18 protein-coding genes and 1 riboswitch are annotated in these 18,986 nt (G+C 43.9%); of the genes, 6 read left to right on the top strand and 12 right to left on the bottom strand.

Features of this window, described 5'->3' with window-relative positions; genetic code table 11:
- Window positions 1-534: 534 nt before the first annotated feature.
- Window positions 535-2,268, bottom strand: a complete 1,734-nt coding sequence (locus Q1A23_RS05630) for a phospho-sugar mutase (RefSeq protein WP_299820738.1) — start codon at window positions 2,266-2,268, stop codon at window positions 535-537.
- 293 nt (window positions 2,269-2,561) lie between these two features.
- Window positions 2,562-3,686 (bottom strand): 4-hydroxyphenylpyruvate dioxygenase, encoded by a 1,125-nt coding sequence (hppD, locus tag Q1A23_RS05625; RefSeq protein WP_299820735.1) that lies wholly within the window; start codon window positions 3,684-3,686, stop codon window positions 2,562-2,564.
- A gap of 151 nt (window positions 3,687-3,837) precedes the next feature.
- Between hppD and Q1A23_RS05620 the strand changes: the two genes are divergently transcribed.
- The 5 genes from Q1A23_RS05620 to Q1A23_RS05600 all read left to right on the top strand — a co-directional run bounded on the left by Q1A23_RS05620 (window position 3,838) and on the right by Q1A23_RS05600 (window position 8,360).
- Window positions 3,838-4,236: a hypothetical protein gene (locus tag Q1A23_RS05620; protein WP_299820732.1), complete on the top strand. Its 399-nt coding sequence runs from the start codon at window positions 3,838-3,840 to the stop codon at window positions 4,234-4,236.
- A 271-nt stretch (window positions 4,237-4,507) separates the two neighbouring features.
- Window positions 4,508-5,344 carry a hypothetical protein gene (locus Q1A23_RS05615; protein ID WP_299820729.1) on the top strand — a complete coding sequence of 279 codons (837 nt, stop codon included), beginning with the start codon at window positions 4,508-4,510 and terminating at the stop codon, window positions 5,342-5,344.
- A 249-nt stretch (window positions 5,345-5,593) separates the two neighbouring features.
- Complete coding sequence (locus Q1A23_RS05610; RefSeq protein ID WP_299820726.1) at window positions 5,594-7,129, top strand: TlpA disulfide reductase family protein; 1,536 nt, start codon at window positions 5,594-5,596, stop codon at window positions 7,127-7,129.
- A gap of 310 nt (window positions 7,130-7,439) precedes the next feature.
- A complete protein-coding gene (locus Q1A23_RS05605) occupies window positions 7,440-7,877 on the top strand; it encodes a GNAT family N-acetyltransferase (RefSeq protein WP_299820723.1) in 438 nt (145 codons plus the stop codon).
- Between the two features lie 111 nt (window positions 7,878-7,988).
- Window positions 7,989-8,360 (top strand): methylglyoxal synthase, encoded by a 372-nt coding sequence (locus tag Q1A23_RS05600; RefSeq protein WP_299820720.1) that lies wholly within the window; start codon window positions 7,989-7,991, stop codon window positions 8,358-8,360.
- 195 nt (window positions 8,361-8,555) lie between these two features.
- Here Q1A23_RS05600 and trpS read toward each other — a convergent pair whose 3' ends face one another.
- The 10 genes from trpS to Q1A23_RS05550 all read right to left on the bottom strand — a co-directional run bounded on the left by trpS (window position 8,556) and on the right by Q1A23_RS05550 (window position 17,155).
- Window positions 8,556-9,530: a tryptophan--tRNA ligase gene (trpS, locus tag Q1A23_RS05595; RefSeq protein ID WP_299820718.1), complete on the bottom strand. Its 975-nt coding sequence runs from the start codon at window positions 9,528-9,530 to the stop codon at window positions 8,556-8,558.
- 86 nt (window positions 9,531-9,616) lie between these two features.
- Window positions 9,617-10,084, bottom strand: coding sequence for a copper resistance protein NlpE (locus Q1A23_RS05590; RefSeq protein ID WP_299820715.1), 468 nt, complete (start codon window positions 10,082-10,084; stop codon window positions 9,617-9,619).
- Between the two features lie 303 nt (window positions 10,085-10,387).
- Window positions 10,388-11,287: a DMT family transporter gene (locus tag Q1A23_RS05585; protein WP_299820712.1), complete on the bottom strand. Its 900-nt coding sequence runs from the start codon at window positions 11,285-11,287 to the stop codon at window positions 10,388-10,390.
- A 221-nt stretch (window positions 11,288-11,508) separates the two neighbouring features.
- Window positions 11,509-12,312, bottom strand: a complete 804-nt coding sequence (locus tag Q1A23_RS05580) for a queuosine precursor transporter (RefSeq protein ID WP_299820709.1) — start codon at window positions 12,310-12,312, stop codon at window positions 11,509-11,511.
- A gap of 84 nt (window positions 12,313-12,396) precedes the next feature.
- Complete coding sequence (locus tag Q1A23_RS05575; protein WP_299820706.1) at window positions 12,397-12,747, bottom strand: DUF4260 domain-containing protein; 351 nt, start codon at window positions 12,745-12,747, stop codon at window positions 12,397-12,399.
- Window positions 12,748-12,979: 232 nt separating this feature from the next.
- Entirely contained in the window at window positions 12,980-13,900 is a 921-nt protein-coding gene (locus Q1A23_RS05570; RefSeq protein WP_299820703.1) for a ribonuclease Z, read from the bottom strand.
- A gap of 12 nt (window positions 13,901-13,912) precedes the next feature.
- A complete protein-coding gene (locus Q1A23_RS05565) occupies window positions 13,913-14,290 on the bottom strand; it encodes an STAS domain-containing protein (RefSeq protein ID WP_187066453.1) in 378 nt (125 codons plus the stop codon).
- Between the two features lie 44 nt (window positions 14,291-14,334).
- Window positions 14,335-15,291 (bottom strand): phosphoribosylaminoimidazolesuccinocarboxamide synthase, encoded by a 957-nt coding sequence (locus tag Q1A23_RS05560; RefSeq protein ID WP_299820697.1) that lies wholly within the window; start codon window positions 15,289-15,291, stop codon window positions 14,335-14,337.
- Between the two features lie 218 nt (window positions 15,292-15,509).
- Window positions 15,510-16,952, bottom strand: coding sequence for an SDR family oxidoreductase (locus Q1A23_RS05555; protein ID WP_299820694.1), 1,443 nt, complete (start codon window positions 16,950-16,952; stop codon window positions 15,510-15,512).
- Window positions 16,953-17,011: 59 nt separating this feature from the next.
- Window positions 17,012-17,155: a hypothetical protein gene (locus Q1A23_RS05550; protein ID WP_299820691.1), complete on the bottom strand. Its 144-nt coding sequence runs from the start codon at window positions 17,153-17,155 to the stop codon at window positions 17,012-17,014.
- A 92-nt stretch (window positions 17,156-17,247) separates the two neighbouring features.
- A riboswitch (SAM riboswitch) is annotated at window positions 17,248-17,357 on the top strand.
- Window positions 17,358-17,651: 294 nt separating this feature from the next.
- On the opposite strand from Q1A23_RS05550, the gene Q1A23_RS05545 reads away from it, so the two are divergent.
- Window positions 17,652-18,983, top strand: coding sequence for an O-acetylhomoserine aminocarboxypropyltransferase/cysteine synthase (locus Q1A23_RS05545; protein WP_299820688.1), 1,332 nt, complete (start codon window positions 17,652-17,654; stop codon window positions 18,981-18,983).
- The last annotated feature ends 3 nt before the right edge of the window (window positions 18,984-18,986 follow it).

Genomic DNA, 18,986 nt, shown 5'->3' with positions numbered 1-18,986 from the left:
CTTGATTGCAACACATTTAGTATACTCTCAAGTATGCAATATGTTATACATTTAGGAATTAATTAATATCCATATTTTGGCAAAGGGGTTAATTTGGCAGCTGAACAGCCTTAATAAAATGGATAACGTAATATTTTAAGCGCTACATATAGGGATGCACTAGGGCTACATAGATTATATAATTGAATTATTTAAATATTTAAAGTTGTTATAATATATTTTTTGTAGTACGCTATCTAGCATATCTATATTTTATAATTGCACTATTTTATATAAGTTATTATTTATTAAGCAATTACAAGTGAAGCCTTAGTCCCTGAAGAGAATGTAGCCGTCATACTGCCAGTTAATAAAGGAACAGGCGATGAAATTATTTATGCAAAGCACTAGATGCTTTAACAGAAAGCAGACCTAAGCATGTTAAAAGCAAAAATCCAGCACTACCGTAAGTGCAATGCCGGATTTTTGCTTTCAGGTAAAGTATACTTCAAGCTTAAGCAAGTAAGCGCGCCGCAACAAATTTGTAGCAAGAGGCTACTTTAATTTCAAATCTACCAGGATCTGCTCAATTTTACGGTTCAGCTTTTGCTCTACCGCATCAAACTCTTTTTTAGAGTTTAGTGGCTCGTTTACGCTAATGTAGAACTTGATTTTAGGTTCAGTACCCGATGGGCGTGCAGAAATTTTGCTTCCGTCTTCGGTCAGGTATTGCAGCACATTAGAGCTTTCCAGGTCTAGTTTACTTTCTTCTCCTGTAAGCAGGTTTTTGCGGGTGCTCAGCTTGTAGTCGCTAACTTCTACTACCTTGGAGCCGGCTATACTTTGAGGCGGGTTGCTGCGCATGTCAGCCATCATCTGCTGAATTTCTTCGGCACCGCGCTGTCCTTTTTTAGTGAACGACACCAGTTCTTCTTTGTAGAAGTTGTGTTTCTCATACATCTCCACCATCATCTCGAACAAGCTCTGCCCATTATCTTTAGCCACCGCTGCCATCTCAGCTATCAGCGCGCAGGCGGATATACCGTCCTTGTCGCGGATAAAATCACCGATCATGTAGCCGTAACTTTCTTCGCCGCCGCCAATGTATACTTCCTGGCCCTCAACTTCGCGTATCTTCTCAGCGATATACTTAAAGCCTGTCAGTGTTTCGTACATTTTTACGTTGTAGCTATCGGCAATATCTTTTATAAGGTCGGTAGTTACGATGGTTTTAACGATAAACTCTTTACCAGTTAGTTTGCCTGCTTTTTGCCAGGCCAGCAGCAGATAGTTCATCAGCAAAGCGCCGGTTTGGTTGCCGTTTAACAGCACGAACTCTCCTTCAAGGTTTTTAACAGCTATCCCTACACGGTCAGAGTCGGGGTCGGTGGCGAATACGATGTCAGCATCTACCTCTGCTGCTTTCTTAAGCGATAAAGTCATGGCTTCTTTCTCTTCCGGGTTTGGGTAAACTACCGTCGGGAAGTTGCCGTTTGGTTCTGCCTGCTCCTGCACAATGTGCACATTGGTAAAACCGAAACGCTTTAGCACCTCCGGCACCAGCGTAATGCCTGTACCGTGTATAGAGGAGTAAACGATTTTGAGATCGTGCTGGCGTTTGATGTCATCCTGAGAAATGGAAAGGCCAAGCACTTTCTCCATGTAAGCCTCGTCTACTTCTTTGCCAATCAACTCGATATTTGCAAGGTTTGGCTCAAACTTAACCTCATCAATGCTTGTGATCTTGTTTACTTCTGTAATGATGTTTTTGTCGTGAGGGGCAGTTACCTGCGCGCCGTCGTTCCAGTACACTTTATAGCCGTTGTATTCTTTCGGGTTGTGCGATGCCGTAACCACCACACCGCTTTGGCAGCCCAGGTGGCGAATGGCAAACGATAGCTCCGGTGTTGGGCGAAGCGCCTCAAACAAGTATACTTTAATGCCATTGGCAGAGAAAATCTCCGCAGAAATGCGGGCAAACACATCAGAGTTATTGCGGCAGTCGTGGGCAATGGCTACTTTAATCTGTTGGTCAGGGAAGTTTTGCTTTAAATAATTGCAGAGGCCTTGCGTAGCCATACCTAAGGTATAGCGGTTCATGCGGTTGCTGCCTGCGCCCATTATACCCCGTAAACCACCTGTGCCAAACTCCAGGTCCTTGTAAAATGCATCAGACAGCGCTTCGTGCTCGTTACGCTCCAGCATCCCCGTTATTTCGTTCTTTGTAGCCTCGTCGTAGTTGCCGGCCAGCCAGCTATCTATCTTTGTTTGTATTGCTGTTTCCATCATAGGTTTCTGATGTCGTATCTTAATTATAAAAATCCAATTAACTGCGTTGGTTTATACTTGCTTTGTGCCGGTTTACAATAATGCTAAGCCAGGTAGCTAGCGTATAAACCGATCAGCCCGCACTTTTAAAGTATATGAATTCCCTTTGGAGGGAAAGTTGTTTTAAATATCAGGAAGCACACAAAAAATCACACCAGCTCATGCTGCGTTTGCCTGAGAGCTGGTGTGATTTTAGGTTTATCATCAAAGCATAGTGCCCTAATATTCACGGGCATCTATACTTTAGTTTTTGCTTAAAGGTTACCGCGTAATTCCTGCTCGCGCTCTATGGCTTCGAACAAAGCCTTAAAGTTGCCTTTGCCAAACGATTTGGCTCCTTTGCGCTGTATAATTTCATAAAATACCGTTGGTCTGTCCTCAACCGGTTTTGTGAAAATCTGCAGCAGGTAGCCCTCATCGTCACGGTCTACGAGTATGTTTAACTTGCGGAGGTCTTCCATGTCTTCATCAATATGGCCGATGCGCTCAATCAGGTCTTCGTAGTAGGTTTCGGGTACGTATAAAAACTCAACGCCACGGCTACGCAGGTCTGCTACCGTTTTAAGTATATCGTGGGTGGCTACGGCAATGTGCTGCACGCCGGCACCACGGTAAAACTCCAGGTACTCGTCTATCTGCGATTTCTTTTTGCCCTCGGCTGGTTCGTTTATCGGGAATTTAATGTAGCCGTTGCCATTAGACACTACCTTAGACATAAGTGCTGTATACTCGGTGCTGATGTCATTATCATCAAAGGTCAGGAGTAATTTAAAGCCCATCACGTCTTCGTAGAACTTAACCCACTCGTTCATGTGCCCAAGCTCTACGTTGCCTACGCAATGGTCTACATACTTCAGGCCAACTGGTTCTACCTGCAGTTCTGATGTGCGGGCCACATAGCCTGGCATAAACGGTCCAGAATAGTTGCGGCGCTCTACAAACGTATGGATTGTATCGCCATACGTATGGATAGAGGCCGTGGTAACTTCCCCAAACTCATCGGATACTGTCTTAGGCTCTATGGCTGGTCTGGCACCACGGGCAACTGTTTCTCTGAATGATTTCTCTGCGTCATCAACCCATAAGGCCAGTACTTTTACGCCGTCGCCGTGCTGGTGCACATGCCTGGCTATGTCTGAGTTCGGGTCGAGGGAGGTAGTAAGTACAAAGCGGATCTTATCCTGCACCACCACGTAAGAGGCGCGGTCGCGGACGCCGGTTTCGGGGCCGGCATAGGCTATCAGCTTAAAACCAAACGCAGTTTGGTAGAAGTGGGCCGCCTGCTTGGCATTACCTACATAAAACTCGATGTGGTCGGTGCCGTTTAAGGGCAAAATATCGGTTATGGTTTTTTCTGCGGTGCTTATATCAGTAGTCATAGTTTGTAGTAAAGTTTAAATAAAATGTATTACGTAAAAATACATCTTTTAATGTTTTAACAAAAGCTGAGAGGCTGTAAGTCAAATTATCAATCCGAATACTTGCAATTGCTGTGGCATGTATACAACTTTGTAAAAAATACTTGATGTTATGAACGTAGAAGCCCTAAACAGCTCCATTGTTGCCATCCTGGCTAAAAAGCAAGAGCTAAACTCTTTGGATTATAACGATGCCCGCTACGATGATATTGAAGAGGAGCTGCACGATTTAGAGGACGACTTTAACGAAGACTTTGGCGATATACTGGAAGATGCCCTGGAAGATGTGCACGGAAAGATAAAATCGGACGCTGATATTTTGCTGCCAACAGCTTACCTGGCTAGCTCTTTAGATGGCAGAGAGATTGAGGACGGTGAAGTTTCTGAAGGTGTTTGGGTAGAATCTGATTCTTTTCCGGGTGTTGAAATGCGCCTGGTGCTCGTGGCAAACCCACCTCGCATCCTGCTTATACTCTCCGACCAGGAGCGTGTACTCTGGACAGCTGAGTAAACTTTAACTGTATACTTTAGCCCAACAGGCTATTTTTATACTTGCCGCACTTACCAAGGCTATATGCCAAGGTGGGTGCGGTAATTTTTTTGTTTTTATATTAGGATTTTATACTTATATTGTATTAAGTAAATATATAGCCTTATATCTGCAGCATGTTAACTCTAGCTACCAATAAGGCAATTAAAATAGCCTTAGCAGCTCCGCATATAGTGCAGATAAACGTCACGATGACGTTTATACAGTAGTTATGTGTAATAGAGAATAATAGATGAATCTAACTTCGATATTTCGGTTTTTGCCTTTTCTGTTGCTGTTGGTCGCCTGCAACAATAACAGAGAATTCGAAGAAATATATGATAGCGAAACAGGCTTGACTGAGCGAATAGAATACCATCCTGATGGAAAAGTAAAGGCAAGAGGTTTATTCAAGGAAGGCAAGGAACATGGAGAGTTTATTCACTATGACGAATTTGGCAATCTTGAAGAAACAAGTGCTTATAGAGATGGTGTGTTAGAAGGTATACTTAAAGTTTACTACCCGAATGGGAAATTGAAAGAAGAAACCTACTATTCTGAAGGAGTACCAGTTGGTTGGAGTTACCTGTACAGAGAGAATGGAGAAAAGAAAGCAGCTTACCAATACATCAGGTTTGAGGATAGGTACATAGCTACCCAGAGAATAAAATACAATGAACTTGGCGCAATAATAGTTGACAGCAGTCACTATATGACGGTTTCCAGTAAACATGACACCGTATCCTTAGGAGAAGAGCTAAGATTGCATTTCAAATTAGATGCTCCCTTCTATGGGAGCAAAAGTCAGGTACGACTGAACTTCGGTGGCTTTGACGAGACGTACAGACTTATAGACCCCGCAGCGACCGATACAGTCAATGGTAACGGATTAAAAGCCGAGTTAGTCGTTCTTCCAAAAAGGAAAGGAAAGCATGTGGTGCGAGGGCGTTTGGAGGATTTTAGAGTCGAGCAGATAAGTGCTGAAGAAGCGAAGAAGAGGTTTAAGGTGGAAGTGGAGAATCCTGAGGAGATAGGAAATGTAACGGAGAGTGTCTATATCTACTTTACAAAAGAATTCTATGTGAGGTAGTCACTCTATATGGAAAGGTTAAAGCAGGCATGTTGGTGTAACAAAGTAAATCAACTAAAAAAGTAAAACTAAAGCACATAACCCTGCACAGGCTCCACACTCGGCTACGCCTCGTCAGCAGCCTGTACTAACCGTTGGGCATAACTGCTATACCATCAGCTTGTTCAAACCTCATGTAAATAATTATTTCATTCCAGCAAATCTTGGAGGGAGGTCTGCCAAGTTCAAATCAAAATAATGCTGACTAAAATGATGAAAACAAATCTCCTTGGCATACTAAGCCTTTTGTTATTAATAGCATGTAACCAGCCTGTTAGCAGGGTAACGGATAAAACTGCTATAGAAGCAGGTACAACAAATATAGTGGCAGGTACAGCTACATTAACAGGCAGCATAACAAGTCCGAACGACACAAGCAAGGACAGTATTTATGTAAATGTGTTTATTCCACATCCAATTTCGGGAGAGACTGTTTCATATAAAGCGCTCGTTGATCAGTCAGGTGAGTTCTCTGTTGATGTGGATGTTGAAACGGCTGTTTCTTTGGTTGGCTTAAATATAAGTTTAAATCCATACAAGACCCTTTATATTGAATTGACAAGTGGTGGTGTTACCAATCTCGATATTACTTATAATTCGGATTTTGAAGTGGAAAATATTGACATTACGCCTGCTACTATGACTCAGTATGATATGATCCATGGCTTAGAGGTTATGAATAAAATGTTAACATATAGATCAGGTAGGTCATTGGAACCTTTGTATAATAAAAGCACGGAATATTATCAAAATCTTTTTAAGGCTGGTATATCAGAAAGATTAAGGATTTTAAGCAATGATTCATTACTGTCAAATGAATTAAAAGAAGTTCTGTCTAAAGACCTTCGTTTAACTAGGTATACAACACATGTCTTTAATTATGAATCTGAGATGATATTGAATTATAGAAACACAAGTGATAATAAAAGCAACAAACCTGATATACAAAAAATTGACCGAACCTATTATCGTTTCCTGAAAGATTTCAAGCTCAATGATCCACAGTATTTGCATGTTTCTTCATTTTCGGAGTTTCAAAAAGAAATCCTCCAAAATGAAATATTAGGGCTCCCTGAAATAGCAGAAAGCGATATTCCCTCCTGGTTAGCAAGTGTGAAAGTTACCTTGTCGGATCTGGTCGGATTCGACCATGGCCCATACTACGATGTTTTAGCAGCCAATGCTTATGCCAGGCAGTTGAATGAAGAAGTAAGACCGCTAACCGAAAAGCAAAAAGAACATATAGCAGCTTATTGGAAAGGCGGAGAAATCGCAAAGATACTATTTCGGAAAAACCAGCAGGTTGCTGCATTAGACAAATTCAAATCGCCTGCTGTTGTCATTGACATCTCATCTGTTTCGGCCGACAAAGTAATCCAAACAATTTTAGCTAAACACAAGAACAAGGTTGTTTTAATTGACCTTTGGGCAACATGGTGTGGCCCCTGCCTGACAGCCATGAATGAATTCAGAAGTACAAAGGGTGAATTTCATGATAAGGATGTTGTTTTTGTGTATTTAACAGACACGTCCTCACCTCGGGAGCGGTGGGAAGAGAAAACTAAGGGAATAGGCAGTGAACATTATTACCTGACAGACGCTCAGTGGGAGTACACCATGAACCAGTTTGAGTTCGAGGCTATTCCGGCATATCTTTTATATGATAAGGAAGGTGTGCTCATCAATAAATTTATCGCCTTTCCTGGAAAAGGCGAAGTGAAAGGGATGATTAACAGTCTTTTGTAAAATGAGTAATTTTCACAATATATTAGCCCCCATATTTAAAGAAATAAAATTACTCTTGCCAACCTAATGCATAAGTAACCCTTGCTACCACTACGGGCTCCTCATGCACCAGCACGTTGTCTATGTTAGGTGCCATTGCTAGTCATGCAGGTTTTAATTTAGCTATGATATATTTCATCTTTTATCAATTGTAAAAATACAGCCACCAATATTGTGCATAAGATATGCTTCGGCCCCATGCGGGTTCCTATCATAAGTCATCAGCCTGCATTAAAAGCACTAAAATAAGTATGAATTTTAAGTATGAATCATGATCAGGCTTTACAGACCCAGCGATAAAGAGCAACTTATAGCGCTGCTTCGGCTTAACACACCCGCTTATTTTGCAGCTGAAGAGGAAGAAGATTTTAAGAGCTACCTGGATAAAGAAGCGGAACACTACTTTGTGGTGGAGGAGAACTGCATCATTGTTGGATCAGGAGGGATTAACTACCTGGAGGAAGGCACCCAGGCCCGCATCTCATGGGATATTGTTCATCCAGCGCACCAGGGAAAAGGCATTGGCAGGGCGCTAACGTCTTTCCGGTTGCAGGAGATACAGAAAAATACAGCTGTGCAGGTAATCATGGTGCGCACATCGCAGTTTGTTTACAAGTTTTACGAAAAGCTTGGGTTTGAACTCGAGAAAGTAGAAAAGGACTACTGGGCAAAAGGGTATGACCTTTATCAAATGAGATATCCAGGGTGAGTACATGTGCGGGGCGTTATGTTATCAAATAGTAAACACGCCTGCATATTAGGTAGATTCTAGTATCTTTAGCCGTTGCCTCTACGGTAGGGGCAGCGTAAACAAAAATATATGAGTACAACGATTGCCTTGATTGCCCATAACAGCCGGAAAAACGATTTGCTGAACTGGGCAAAAGTAAACTACAACATCCTGCGGGACCACAAACTAATTGGTACCTCAAACACCTCACAATTGATAAACGACATGCTGGATTTGGGCGTGATGCCTTTCGGACATGGACCAAGTGGGGGAGATATTATACTTGCGGCCAAAATTTTGCAGGGAGAGGTACATAAGATCATCTTCTTTATCGATGCTGAAACCCCACATGGCCACGAACACGATATCCAGACGCTGATCAGGACGGCGGTGATCAACAACATTCCTATTGCTTTAAACCGCGCCTCCGCTGATTTGCTAATACAAGAGAACGTAGCATAACGGTAGTTTACTTCTTTTTTTGATGCACTTGCAACTGCAGAACGCGCAGTACAAGTGCTTTTTTTATTTTCGGGGTTTTAGCTGCAGTTACCTGACAGCCCATTTCACAAACTATGAAACCAAGTATAAGGCCTTAAAAACACAAAGTGCCTGCTATACTTTAACAGGCACTTTGTGTTTTAAAATTGAGGAAACCTAGAAACCCAGCTTCTGCCTTACGCGCTCCAGCACCGGCCCGGCAATTGATTTTGCTTTCGCAGCGCCTTCCAACAACTTTTTATCTATTTCCGGCAGGTTGTTTATGTAGTAGTTAAACAGCTCACGCTCTTTAGCATACTTTTTAAGTATAAGCTCGTAAAGTGCTTGTTTTGCATGGCCATAACCGTAGCCACCCAGCAGGTAGTTCTGGCGCATTGTTTCAACTTCTTCGGCAGAGGCCAGCAGGCGGTAAAGTTTAAACACCGTGTCGCTTTCAGGGTCTTTGGGCTCTTCCAGGCCTTTGCTGTCTGTTACAATGCTCATGATAGTTTTGCGCAGCGGCTTATCTGCTTCAAATATATCAATGATGTTGCCGTACGATTTGCTCATTTTCTCGCCGTTTATACCAGGCACCGTCATCACAGTCTCATCTATACTTGCCTCTGGCAAAACAAATGTTTCGCCGTAAGTATGGTTAAAAGAGCTGGCAATGTCGCGGGTAATTTCCAGGTGCTGTATCTGGTCTTTGCCCACAGGTACAATGTTGGCATCATACATCAGAATGTCGGCAGCCATCAGTACAGGGTATGTAAACAAACCTGCGTTCACCTCAGATAAGCCTCTTCTCGTAGATTTGTCTTTAAACGAGTGGGCATTGGCCAGCATCGGGAACGGCGTGTAGCAGCTCAGGTACCAAGTTAGCTCCGTTACCATCGGCACATCCGACTGGCGGTAGAATATATGCTTGTCAGTATCGAAACCGAAGGCTAGCCAGGCAGCTGCCACAGCGTAAGTATTGCTTTTTAGCAAGGCGGCATCGCGTATGGTGGTAAGCGAGTGCAGGTCTGCAATAAAAAATAAAGACTCCTGCTCAGATGAGTTGGAAAGTTCTATAGCTGGAATGATTGCGCCCAGCAGGTTGCCCAGGTGAGGTCTGCCAGTAGCCTGAATTCCGGTAAGGTAACGTGCCATGTATATAGGTTGTGCTTAGGTTCGGCACGCAATTTAAGTTAAAATGCCTTTTAATAGAAGCATCCGGAGCAAATTGGCAAACTTGGCTAGGCCCGCTGCTTTTTAAGCGTATAATTGTGCCTCGATTTTATCTGTCTCTGCGTTCTGTCCAACAGCTTTATACTTCCATCCTTCATCAACTCAAAGTACATTAGTTCATCTTTTCCGCTGGGTATAAGCTGCAGTATCCTGGCTTTTGGGTTTTGTTTGTTGCCGGTTGCCAGAAACCATTGGCCGGTTATAGTGTGGATATTTTTGTTTGCAGGTTTACCTAAATATTGCTGCTTTAGCACAAAGGTTTTACGTTTCGATTTCTGTGCTTCCTGTAGGGTTAGCTCCATGGTAATGCCCTGGCAATCGGCGCAGGGGATGGTGCCGAGGTAGGTTCCGGTGTAAGCAGCTTTGGTAACTGCAGGCGTGCTTTTATCAGGTGTTGCTGCTACTGTATAAGATTGGCCCTTGTAAGAAAACAGGCAAAAGGCTGATACAAGAATGATCGCGATTGATTGCTTCATGGTGTACCTGGTTATATGATAAGTATGGTTAAAAAAAGCCAGCCAAGGGAGATGTTATACTCCATCAATACTGTGCCGGGTTTATACTTGTAACAGGATAGCCGGTGTTATTATTGTGTTGGCAAGCATGCGGATTTTGCTGATGGATGGTAGGCGTTTGGGTTTGGGCATAAAAAATAATGGTTAGCGAACAGCGCTGCGCTGAACCTAACCATAAAATCAACCAATTTAATTTTTATAAAACTTTATTGCGTCATAGGCACTATTGTCAGATTAAGGTGTAATTAGGTTTTCTTTATTATTCTATTCAGCAACGGCAAACGCGCCTGCTTTTTTGTTCTTCTTAAAAATTGTTTTCCAGTTGGCTGCCAGTATCGCAACAAGTATAAGTGCTACGCCCAGCCATTGCACCGGCCAAACATCCTCTTGCAGCACCACCCACGACATAAATACAGCTACTGGCAACTCTGCAGCACTAAGTATAGCGCTTAAACCAAGTCCGGTTTTAGGGATGCCGTATGCAAAAAGTACAGGCGGTAACACCGTTCCAAACACCGATAATACAAGGCCCCACTTAAACAGGCCATTCATCAGAGCGCCGTTAACCAGGAAAACAGGCGGGAAAATAGTGAATACTAGTATAGTTGCACCGGTTAAAAGCAAAGCGCTTTTAGTGAAAGGGTGCAGGTTATTGCCCGCTTTGCCATTAACGGCTAAAAATATAGTATAACAGAAAGCGGCAAGTAAACCGTAGCCAATACCAGCCAGGTCGAAGTTTGGTAATTGATCTGAAAACAGCCTGCCCGCAAGGCAGGTACCCACTAAAACAAGGAGCACCATACTTACCTGAGATGCCGTCGGCATTTTACGTTTGGTTATGGCATCTACTACCAGACTCATCCAGGTAAACTGCATCAGCAAAAGTATTGCGATAGAGGCAGGTACTGTTTGCACGCATTTGTAGTAAAAAATGCTAACCAAACCGGTACTGGTGCCCATGGCAGCCAGCGTCAGCTTTTCCCTGAACGACGTGCTGTTGCTTTTGCCGCCAAGCAGCTTACGCAACAACACCATCACCCAAAGAAAAATCAACCCAAAAAATACCTGGGTGCCAGTCACGTCACCCAAAGTAAAGCCTTCTTTATATGCTAATTTTACAAAAGTCGATAAGATCCCGAAGCTGCAAGCCCCGAGAAAAACCATAATGCTTCCTCTGAACACAATCGTCCCTCCAAAAAAGTACTAAAACAAAAAAAGGAAATAGTTGGGCCGCAGAGCCCGATTTAGGAAAGGGGCCTGTTACAAGTCGTGTAGAACGTAACCTGTAATAAAGATTTGTGTATGTGCTAAGTGAGCTGGCATTTTTTAATTTGCAAGGCCACAAAGGAACTCCCTATGTTTGAACTTTGCAAATATTCTTTGCATTATTTTAAATCGCTGCTATCCATGGCAGCCTTTTCTGTAAGTGCTTCAGCTTGATTCTCACCTAAGTAGCTATCAATAAAAAAATGTGCAACATAGAGCACAGGCGTGAGTGCGAGGGCCACTAAAAACTTATAAATGTAGTTGATTGCCGCTACTGACAGTACCAGCTCCATGGTCCAGTTGCCGAACAGGAAGAAAGCTATAAACAGGACAACAAAGCTATCGATCAGCTGCGATACCAGCGTAGAACCTGTAGCCCTGAGCCATATTTTTTTGCTGCCGGTATACTTGCGCAGCCAATGGAAAATAGTGGCATCCAGGAACTGCGAAACCAGAAATGCCACCACCGAACCGATGATTATGCCTAAACCCTGGCGATAAATGGCATTAAAGGCAAAATTGATGTTGAAGGGGTTGCCTTGCGCATCGGTGTTGTTTATTTCCAGCCAGAAAGGGGCAGGAGGGAGGCCAGTTACCAAGCTGATTACAAGAAATGCATAGAGTATAAGCACAACTGTGAGTACACTTACTTTTTTTACGCCGCTCTTCCCAAAGTACTCATTGATGATGTCGGTGGTAATAAAAACCACAGGCCATATCACAACTCCGGCTGTCAGGTTAAAATCCAATTTGGCGTCGCCTAACAACGGTAGTTGTGCACCGGGTAAACCAAACAATGCCTCACCAGAAAATATCTTCACACCTATAAGTTCTGCAAGCAATGCATTGGCTATAAAAATGCCACTAAGCACTAAAAACAGGTTAGTGCGTTTTTTTTCTGAAGCCGTTGAGTTGAAAGCCATAGTTTGTGCTGCTGGAGTAAGTGCGCAATTTACAAAATATTAAGAAAGGCAGATATTGCTGCTTTATAGCCACACGTATTTGGTTTACTTCCCAATCCAGCCCAGGTGCGTGTGCTTAAACCCATCATCATACTTAAGGCCATAACCTAATGCTCTATCAAAAGCGCTATGCCCGAAAAGTATAAGGCCCGCTAGCTGTAACCACCCGATACCTAAGTATAAACCAGCCAAACCAGCCATAATAGCCACTCCCTGATGATGGAAAAAGTTATAAAGCCAGGCTCCGATTTTTGAGTTGACCGCATAACCGATCATACTTAAGTCGGGGCTTAGCAGCAGCGCCAGAAATAGCCACCATTTGTATCCAAGGTACAAGCTTAAAGTATAGGCAAGTATAAGTTTTGCCAGGTCCTCTAATTTCAGGAGGGTTTTCATGAGTGTTTTTCGGCTTAAATAAAGTGAAGTGCTTTATAGAACATATAGCAAGTATAGCATTTATTCATTTAAAAAGTGTGGAGGCAGGATTGCAGGTGCCTGGCTAATTTGCTTTACAGTTTCAAAAATATGTGTGATGCAAAGCTATCTTGCTATACTTGAAACAAGCCTAAGCTAGCCAAGGGCATCTAAAAGGAGCTATTGGAGTGGGTGAGGTATCAACAGAAAAGCACTATTCCTCTATCCTGAAAACGCTTCCTTCTATAGCCAAATCAGCTTTCGGAAAAACTTGAAGCGCTTCTTCCAGGAGGGGAGTAAGGTCTTTGTAGCGTACAGAGAAATGGCCTAGCAATAGTTCTTTTACTTCAGCGGCTGTGGCAAGTTCAGCGGCCTGTAATGCGGTGCTATGGAACGTGTAAGCGGCGCGCTCGCGCATATCATCCAAAAAAGTTGCTTCGTGGTAAAGCAGGTCTACGTGCTGCACAATTGGTATAATGTCTGGCTTGTAGCGGCTATCGGCACAGTAGGCATAGCTCCGGCTGCGCTTTGGCTCGTTGGTTACTTCTTTATAGCTTACAACAACATTACCTTTTTCGTCTTTGATATCCTCTCCCCATTTTAACCTAACCAGTTGCGGCGGAGTTAAGCCTTCCGGTAATTTCTCTTTTATCAAAGGCCGTGGTTTTTGTTTTTCTTTAAACAGAAAGCCACAGCAGGGGATGCGGTGCTCCATGGGAATGGTATGCACCGTTATCTGCTTATCCTCAAAAATTTTCTTGTGGCATGCGGTATCCAACTCATTAAACACAAGCGGAAAACTCAGGTTTGTGCCGGAGTATTTAAATTGTAAACTAAGGATTTCGGATAAGCCGGGAGGACCGAAAAGGTATAGGGGCGTTTGGCGGCCCTGCAAGTGCATGGTAGAAAGCAAACCTGCAAGCCCAAAGTAATGGTCGCCGTGCAAGTGGCTTATGTATATGTTGGTAATGCGCTGATGCTTTATTTTGTAAAGCATCAGCTGCATTTGTGTACCTTCTCCGCAGTCGATTAAGTGGTATTGGTTACCAATAATTAAAACCTGTGCGGTATTGTGCCTGTTAGCCGATGGTGTAGCCGACGAACTTCCTAGAATTCTGAGTTCGAAATCACCCACCGGCGGTTACAGTTAGTCTTCTTTATTTGTAAGGTCCTGCTCAATCTCGTGTAAAAAAACACGGTCAATGGCTTCTTCTACTGTAGGCAGTATGTTTAATACTGACTCCAGTTTAGAGATGGTGATTAGCTTCATCACGTGGTCCTGCAGCCCGGTTAAAATAAGTAAACCGTTTGATGAGTTGCAAAGGCGGTTTGCGATCAGTATTGAGCTCAGACCTGAAGAGTCTGTATATTTTACGTTATTAAGGTCAAGAATCAAGTTGGTGATCCCCTCAGCGTTCAACTTCACGAACTCAGATTTCAGATCGGGTGCGATGGAAGTATCTAGTTTCTTCTCATCTATCGTGATGGTTGTGTAGTTTTCTTTCTTATCAATCGTGTACTTCATAGATCTACCTATAAGGATTTAAAAGCAAATGTACCAAATCTACTTTAAATATTGTAATCTTTGGCGCTAAAAATGTTTTCTGTTAAGTGCTCTTCTATTCTTGCAAGAGCGTTGTCATAATCCTGTTTTACAAAGGGTTTGCCGGTAAATACCTCATATAATTCGATATAGCGGCCTGATATTCCAGCCACTACCTCATCTGTCATTTCAGGTATAATTTGTCCGTCTTTACCCTGAAAACCGTTTTCGATCAGCCATTGGCGAACAAACTCTTTTGAGAGCTGCCGCTGTGGCTCATTTTTCTGTTGTCTTTCGGCATAGCCTTCGCTGTAAAAGTAACGCGAAGAATCCGGTGTATGTATTTCATCTATCAGATAAACCTCACCGGCATACTTGCCAAATTCATACTTTGTATCTACTAATATAAGGCCCTGTGCCGCCGCCAGCGCTGTGCCGCGTGCGAAAAGAGCCTGTGTATAGCGCTCTAATTTAAGGTAATCTTCCTCAGAAACAAGGCCTTTGGCTAAAATTTCTTCTCTGGAGATGTCCTCGTCATGGCCCGCGTCTGCCTTGGTGGTAGGAGTAATAATAGGCTCCGGAAGCTTGTCGTTTTCGCGCAGGCCATCTGGCAGCGTTACGCCACATACACTTCTTTTACCAGCTTTATACTCTCGCCAGGCATGCCCCGCCAAGTACCCACGAATAACCATCTCCACCTTATAAGGTTCACAGTTATGGCCAATTGTTACGTTCGGGTCTGGGGTAGCGATAACCCAGTTAGGAACAATATCAGCTGTGGCGCTAAGGTTTATACTTGCAATCTGATTTAGCACCTGGCCCTTGTAGGGTATGGCTCGTGGCAATACTACATCAAAAGCAGAAATGCGGTCTGTTGCTACAACGGCAATTTTATCATTAAAATAATACACGTCGCGCACTTTGCCCTTGTAGAAGCCGGTTTGGCCGGCAAAGGAGAAATTAGTTTCTTTAATAGCCTCCATTAGGTGTTTTGAGTAGTAGACGGGCAAAGTTAACTATTATTTACAGGGCGAGAAAAAAATATTGTAATGGTTAAACAGGTTTATGGGCTTAAGCTGCCCAAATATAGTTGAGAAATTATATTGAAGTATACTTAGGCAATTGTAATAGGTTTTATATTTAAGAACCTATAAATTGGAGTATTCTATGAAATATTAATTGTTTAAACAAAGGCTGATGGCTATTCTTTAAACGATAGTATGTTTTTGATCATACCCCCGAAAATAATAAAATGGAACGGTAACACCGCGTACCAGTATAACCTGCCAAGCAAACCATCTGGGCGATAGACTGCTAGCTGCTCCAGGTAATTGCCATCTGGCTCCTCACAGACTTTAAACTGTAGCCAGGCCTCTCCTGGCAACTTCATTTCTGCATACAATAACAACCGTTTTTGTTGCTTGCTGGCTACGAGCACACGCCAGAAGTCTATTGTGTCGCCGGCTTTAATGTGGTTGGGGCTGCGCCTGCCCCGCCTTAAGCCTACGCCACCTGCCATCTTGTCTAACAGCCCTCTCATCCGCCACAAAAAGTCTGTTTTATACCAACCACGCTCTCCGCCAATGCTCCATATATTCTGCAGCACCTCCTCCACAGGCCTGTCAAATTTTTGCCGCTGTTTGTCTGTTAGCACACCGAATTCCGGTACCTGCACAAAATCCATGTAGTTCAGGTGCATGGTGCCACTCACTAAAGCATCCTTCCAACTCGATACCACCATGTTCTGTTCAATTTTGCTAAAAGCAAGTTTTATGGCCTCTTCATAGGGCAGGCATGGGTGCGGCAGTATACTTTCTATACTATGGTCTTTTACCACTACATCGTTGCGCAGGCTGTCTACTAAACTTTTGGCTAGGCTAAAGCTGGTGCTGGTTACAAAGTATAACCAGTACGACGACAGGCGCGGTGTAAGCACCGGCACCGCAATAAGGTAGCGCTTCAGGCCACGTAATCTGGCAAAGCGCAGGATCATCTCCTTATAAGTAAGTACATCAGGACCTCCAATCTCAAAGCTTTTACCATAGCATCTTTCGTTGCCCAGCACCGCTGTCAGGTAAAACATAACGTCCCTTATAGCAATAGGCTGGCACCTGGCGTTAAGCCATTTCGGGGTGATCATGACGGGCAGCTTCTCTACCAGGTCCCGGAGGATTTCGAAGGAGGCGCTGCCAGAGCCTATTATAATAGCAGCACGCAATACCGTAAGTTTAGCCTTTGCCTGTGCCAGTATAGTTTCGACGTGCAGGCGGGAGGAGAGATGCCTGGATAAGTTGCTGACGTTGGCAATGCCGCTTAAGTACATCAGTTGGCGGGCAGTTGTTGTGTTTAAGTATAAAGCAAAATTCCGAGCTGAGGCAGCTTCCAGGTCTGAGAAATCCTGACTCGATCCACCCATCGAATGGACAAGATAGTAGGCGGCATCAAGATCAGTCGGTAAATTTTTTAGAGAATTATGATCTAGCAGGTCACCTTTTAAGATTTGTACTTTTTCTTTAAGCGTAGCTGGTAAGCTAAAACGCCTGGGGTCGCGCACTATGCAAATTACCTCGTGCTCTTGCGCTACTAAAAGCGGTAGCAGGCGTTTGCCTATATAGCCATTGGCTCCGGTTAAAAGAATTCTCATAGTGGTAGGTAGAGGCGCAATTTAGTTAATCTAACGCAGCTTTTTATACATCGGAACAACTAAGAAGGCCGCTTGTTTAGAAGTATAACAGGCACCGCAAAAGCATAGGCTGTTAATTTAAAATAGAGCGGTGCCTGGTGTGCAATCAGTTGCAACGCATAAAGTATAAATTTTCTGCTGTTTATACTTTTGCTGGATAGCATCGCCAGAAAAAAACTGAAAATAATTTTTGGCTATTTAGAAAAAGCTGCCGTATACTTGCACCATCAAGTCAATTATCCCTTACCCGGAAATTGATTTATAAAGAAGCGTGGAGAGACAGGCTCTGTGAAGCGCTAGCAACCTAACCAGGGAGGAGAAGGTGCTAATTCCTGATTCCGGAAAACACCCGGATGCATATAAATTGATAAGGTTTATGAACAAGGGAATCCATCAAACAGCACAATTTTTAACTTTACCACAGCCTGCAGCCTTGCTGGCTACACTTACTGCATTCATCACTTACTTGCAGTATACTTTTGTCATGCGTAATCCCATGCGCATGATGGCTTGCTGTTGTTGCTAGCCTAGTCCTATCATAGCATTCTTGTTGGCTTTGCTGCAGACCTGTGTCTGCTATGTGCTGCATTGTATACCTGCAGTTATGCCAGCCTCTATACTTTTCAAATTTTCATCCAGAAACTTTAACTCAAATCTATCATGTCAACAAAACCATTGCACTTCGAAACATTGCAGCTGCACGCTGGCCAGGAAATAGATCCAACTACACAATCGCGTGCTGTGCCTATTTACCAGACAACTTCTTACGCCTTTAAAAATGCAGAGCACGGTGCCAACCTGTTTGCCCTGAAGGAGTTCGGAAATATCTACACCCGCATCATGAACCCGACTACCGATGTGTTTGAAAAACGCGTTGCTGCTTTAGAAGGTGGTGTGGCCGCTGTGGCGGTGGCATCGGGACAAGCGGCCCAGTTTATTGCGCTAACTAACATCCTGCAGGCCGGTGACAATTTTGTAGCTACCAGCTTCCTTTATGGCGGCACCTACAATCAATTCAAAGTATCATTCAAGCGCTTAGGTATAGAAGCTCGTTTCGCGGAGAACGAAGAAGTGGCGAGTTATGAAAAACTGATCGATGGAAACACGAAAGCCATCTACGTGGAAACGATCGGCAACCCTCGTTTCAACATTCCTGATTTTGAGGCTTTAGCCGACCTTGCGAAGAAGTATGACATTCCGTTGATCGTAGATAATACGTTTGGTGCAGGCGGGTACCTGTTCAGGCCGCTGGAGCACGGGGCTAACGTAGTGGTGGAATCGGCTACGAAATGGATCGGCGGGCACGGCACCAGCATTGGCGGAGTGATTGTAGACGGCGGTAACTTTAACTGGGGCAACGGTAAATTCCCACAGTTTTCGGAGCCGGCAGAAGGCTACCACGGACTTAATTTCTGGGAAGTTTTTGGTGCAGACGGTCCGTTTGGTAACATAGCCTTTGCCATTCGTGCCAGGGTTGAGGGACTGCGTGATTTTGGTCCGGCGCTTAGTCCTTTCAACTCATTCCTGTTGCTGCAAGGCCTGGAAACACTTTCGCTGCGCGTGGACAGAACGGTGCAGAACGCGCTGGAGCTGGCAAAGTGGCTGGAGCAGCACGAGCAGGTGGAGAGCGTGAACTACCCGGGACTCGAAAGCAGCAACTACCATACGTTGGCCAAAAAATACCTGAAGCGTGGCTTTGGTGGTGTGCTATCCTTTAAGCTGAAAGGTGATAAAAAGCAGGCTGAAAAGTTTGTGGATAGTCTGCAGCTGGTAAGTCACCTGGCCAACGTAGGCGATGCCAAAACGCTGATCATCCATCCGGCCTCTACCACACACCAGCAGCTAAGCGAGGCCGAGCAGAAAAGTGCAGGCGTAGAGCCAACCTTACTGCGCGTGTCAGCAGGCATCGAGCACATCGAAGATATCAAAGCAGATTTTGAACAGGCATTTGCGCAAGTAAGCATAGCGGAGCCCGAACCAGTTTTAAACTAAGAA

This window comes from uncultured Pontibacter sp., assembly GCF_947492645.1.
Taxonomy (GTDB): domain Bacteria; phylum Bacteroidota; class Bacteroidia; order Cytophagales; family Hymenobacteraceae; genus Pontibacter.
The sequence above is the reverse complement of the archived record's forward strand: the minus strand, read 5'-3'. Positions and strand labels throughout refer to the sequence as shown.

What these genes read in the sequence shown, in the direction of transcription:
- Q1A23_RS05575 (WP_299820706.1), bottom strand. Translation starts at nt 12,747, where the DNA reads ATGAAAACCCTCCTGAAATTAGAGGACCTGGCAAAACTTATACTTGCC.
- Q1A23_RS05630 (WP_299820738.1), bottom strand. Translation starts at nt 2,268, where the DNA reads ATGATGGAAACAGCAATACAAACAAAGATAGATAGCTGGCTGGCCGGC.
- Q1A23_RS05550 (WP_299820691.1), bottom strand. Translation starts at nt 17,155, where the DNA reads ATGCTATCCAGCAAAAGTATAAACAGCAGAAAATTTATACTTTATGCG.
- Q1A23_RS05615 (WP_299820729.1), top strand. Translation starts at nt 4,508, where the DNA reads ATGAATCTAACTTCGATATTTCGGTTTTTGCCTTTTCTGTTGCTGTTG.
- Q1A23_RS05560 (WP_299820697.1), bottom strand. Translation starts at nt 15,291, where the DNA reads ATGGAGGCTATTAAAGAAACTAATTTCTCCTTTGCCGGCCAAACCGGC.
- Q1A23_RS05605 (WP_299820723.1), top strand. Translation starts at nt 7,440, where the DNA reads ATGATCAGGCTTTACAGACCCAGCGATAAAGAGCAACTTATAGCGCTG.
- hppD (WP_299820735.1), bottom strand. Translation starts at nt 3,686, where the DNA reads ATGACTACTGATATAAGCACCGCAGAAAAAACCATAACCGATATTTTG.
- Q1A23_RS05610 (WP_299820726.1), top strand. Translation starts at nt 5,594, where the DNA reads ATGATGAAAACAAATCTCCTTGGCATACTAAGCCTTTTGTTATTAATA.
- Q1A23_RS05565 (WP_187066453.1), bottom strand. Translation starts at nt 14,290, where the DNA reads ATGAAGTACACGATTGATAAGAAAGAAAACTACACAACCATCACGATA.
- Q1A23_RS05600 (WP_299820720.1), top strand. Translation starts at nt 7,989, where the DNA reads ATGAGTACAACGATTGCCTTGATTGCCCATAACAGCCGGAAAAACGAT.
- Q1A23_RS05545 (WP_299820688.1), top strand. Translation starts at nt 17,652, where the DNA reads ATGTCAACAAAACCATTGCACTTCGAAACATTGCAGCTGCACGCTGGC.
- Q1A23_RS05580 (WP_299820709.1), bottom strand. Translation starts at nt 12,312, where the DNA reads ATGGCTTTCAACTCAACGGCTTCAGAAAAAAAACGCACTAACCTGTTT.
- trpS (WP_299820718.1), bottom strand. Translation starts at nt 9,530, where the DNA reads ATGGCACGTTACCTTACCGGAATTCAGGCTACTGGCAGACCTCACCTG.
- Q1A23_RS05620 (WP_299820732.1), top strand. Translation starts at nt 3,838, where the DNA reads ATGAACGTAGAAGCCCTAAACAGCTCCATTGTTGCCATCCTGGCTAAA.
- Q1A23_RS05585 (WP_299820712.1), bottom strand. Translation starts at nt 11,287, where the DNA reads ATGGTTTTTCTCGGGGCTTGCAGCTTCGGGATCTTATCGACTTTTGTA.
- Q1A23_RS05555 (WP_299820694.1), bottom strand. Translation starts at nt 16,952, where the DNA reads ATGAGAATTCTTTTAACCGGAGCCAATGGCTATATAGGCAAACGCCTG.
- Q1A23_RS05590 (WP_299820715.1), bottom strand. Translation starts at nt 10,084, where the DNA reads ATGAAGCAATCAATCGCGATCATTCTTGTATCAGCCTTTTGCCTGTTT.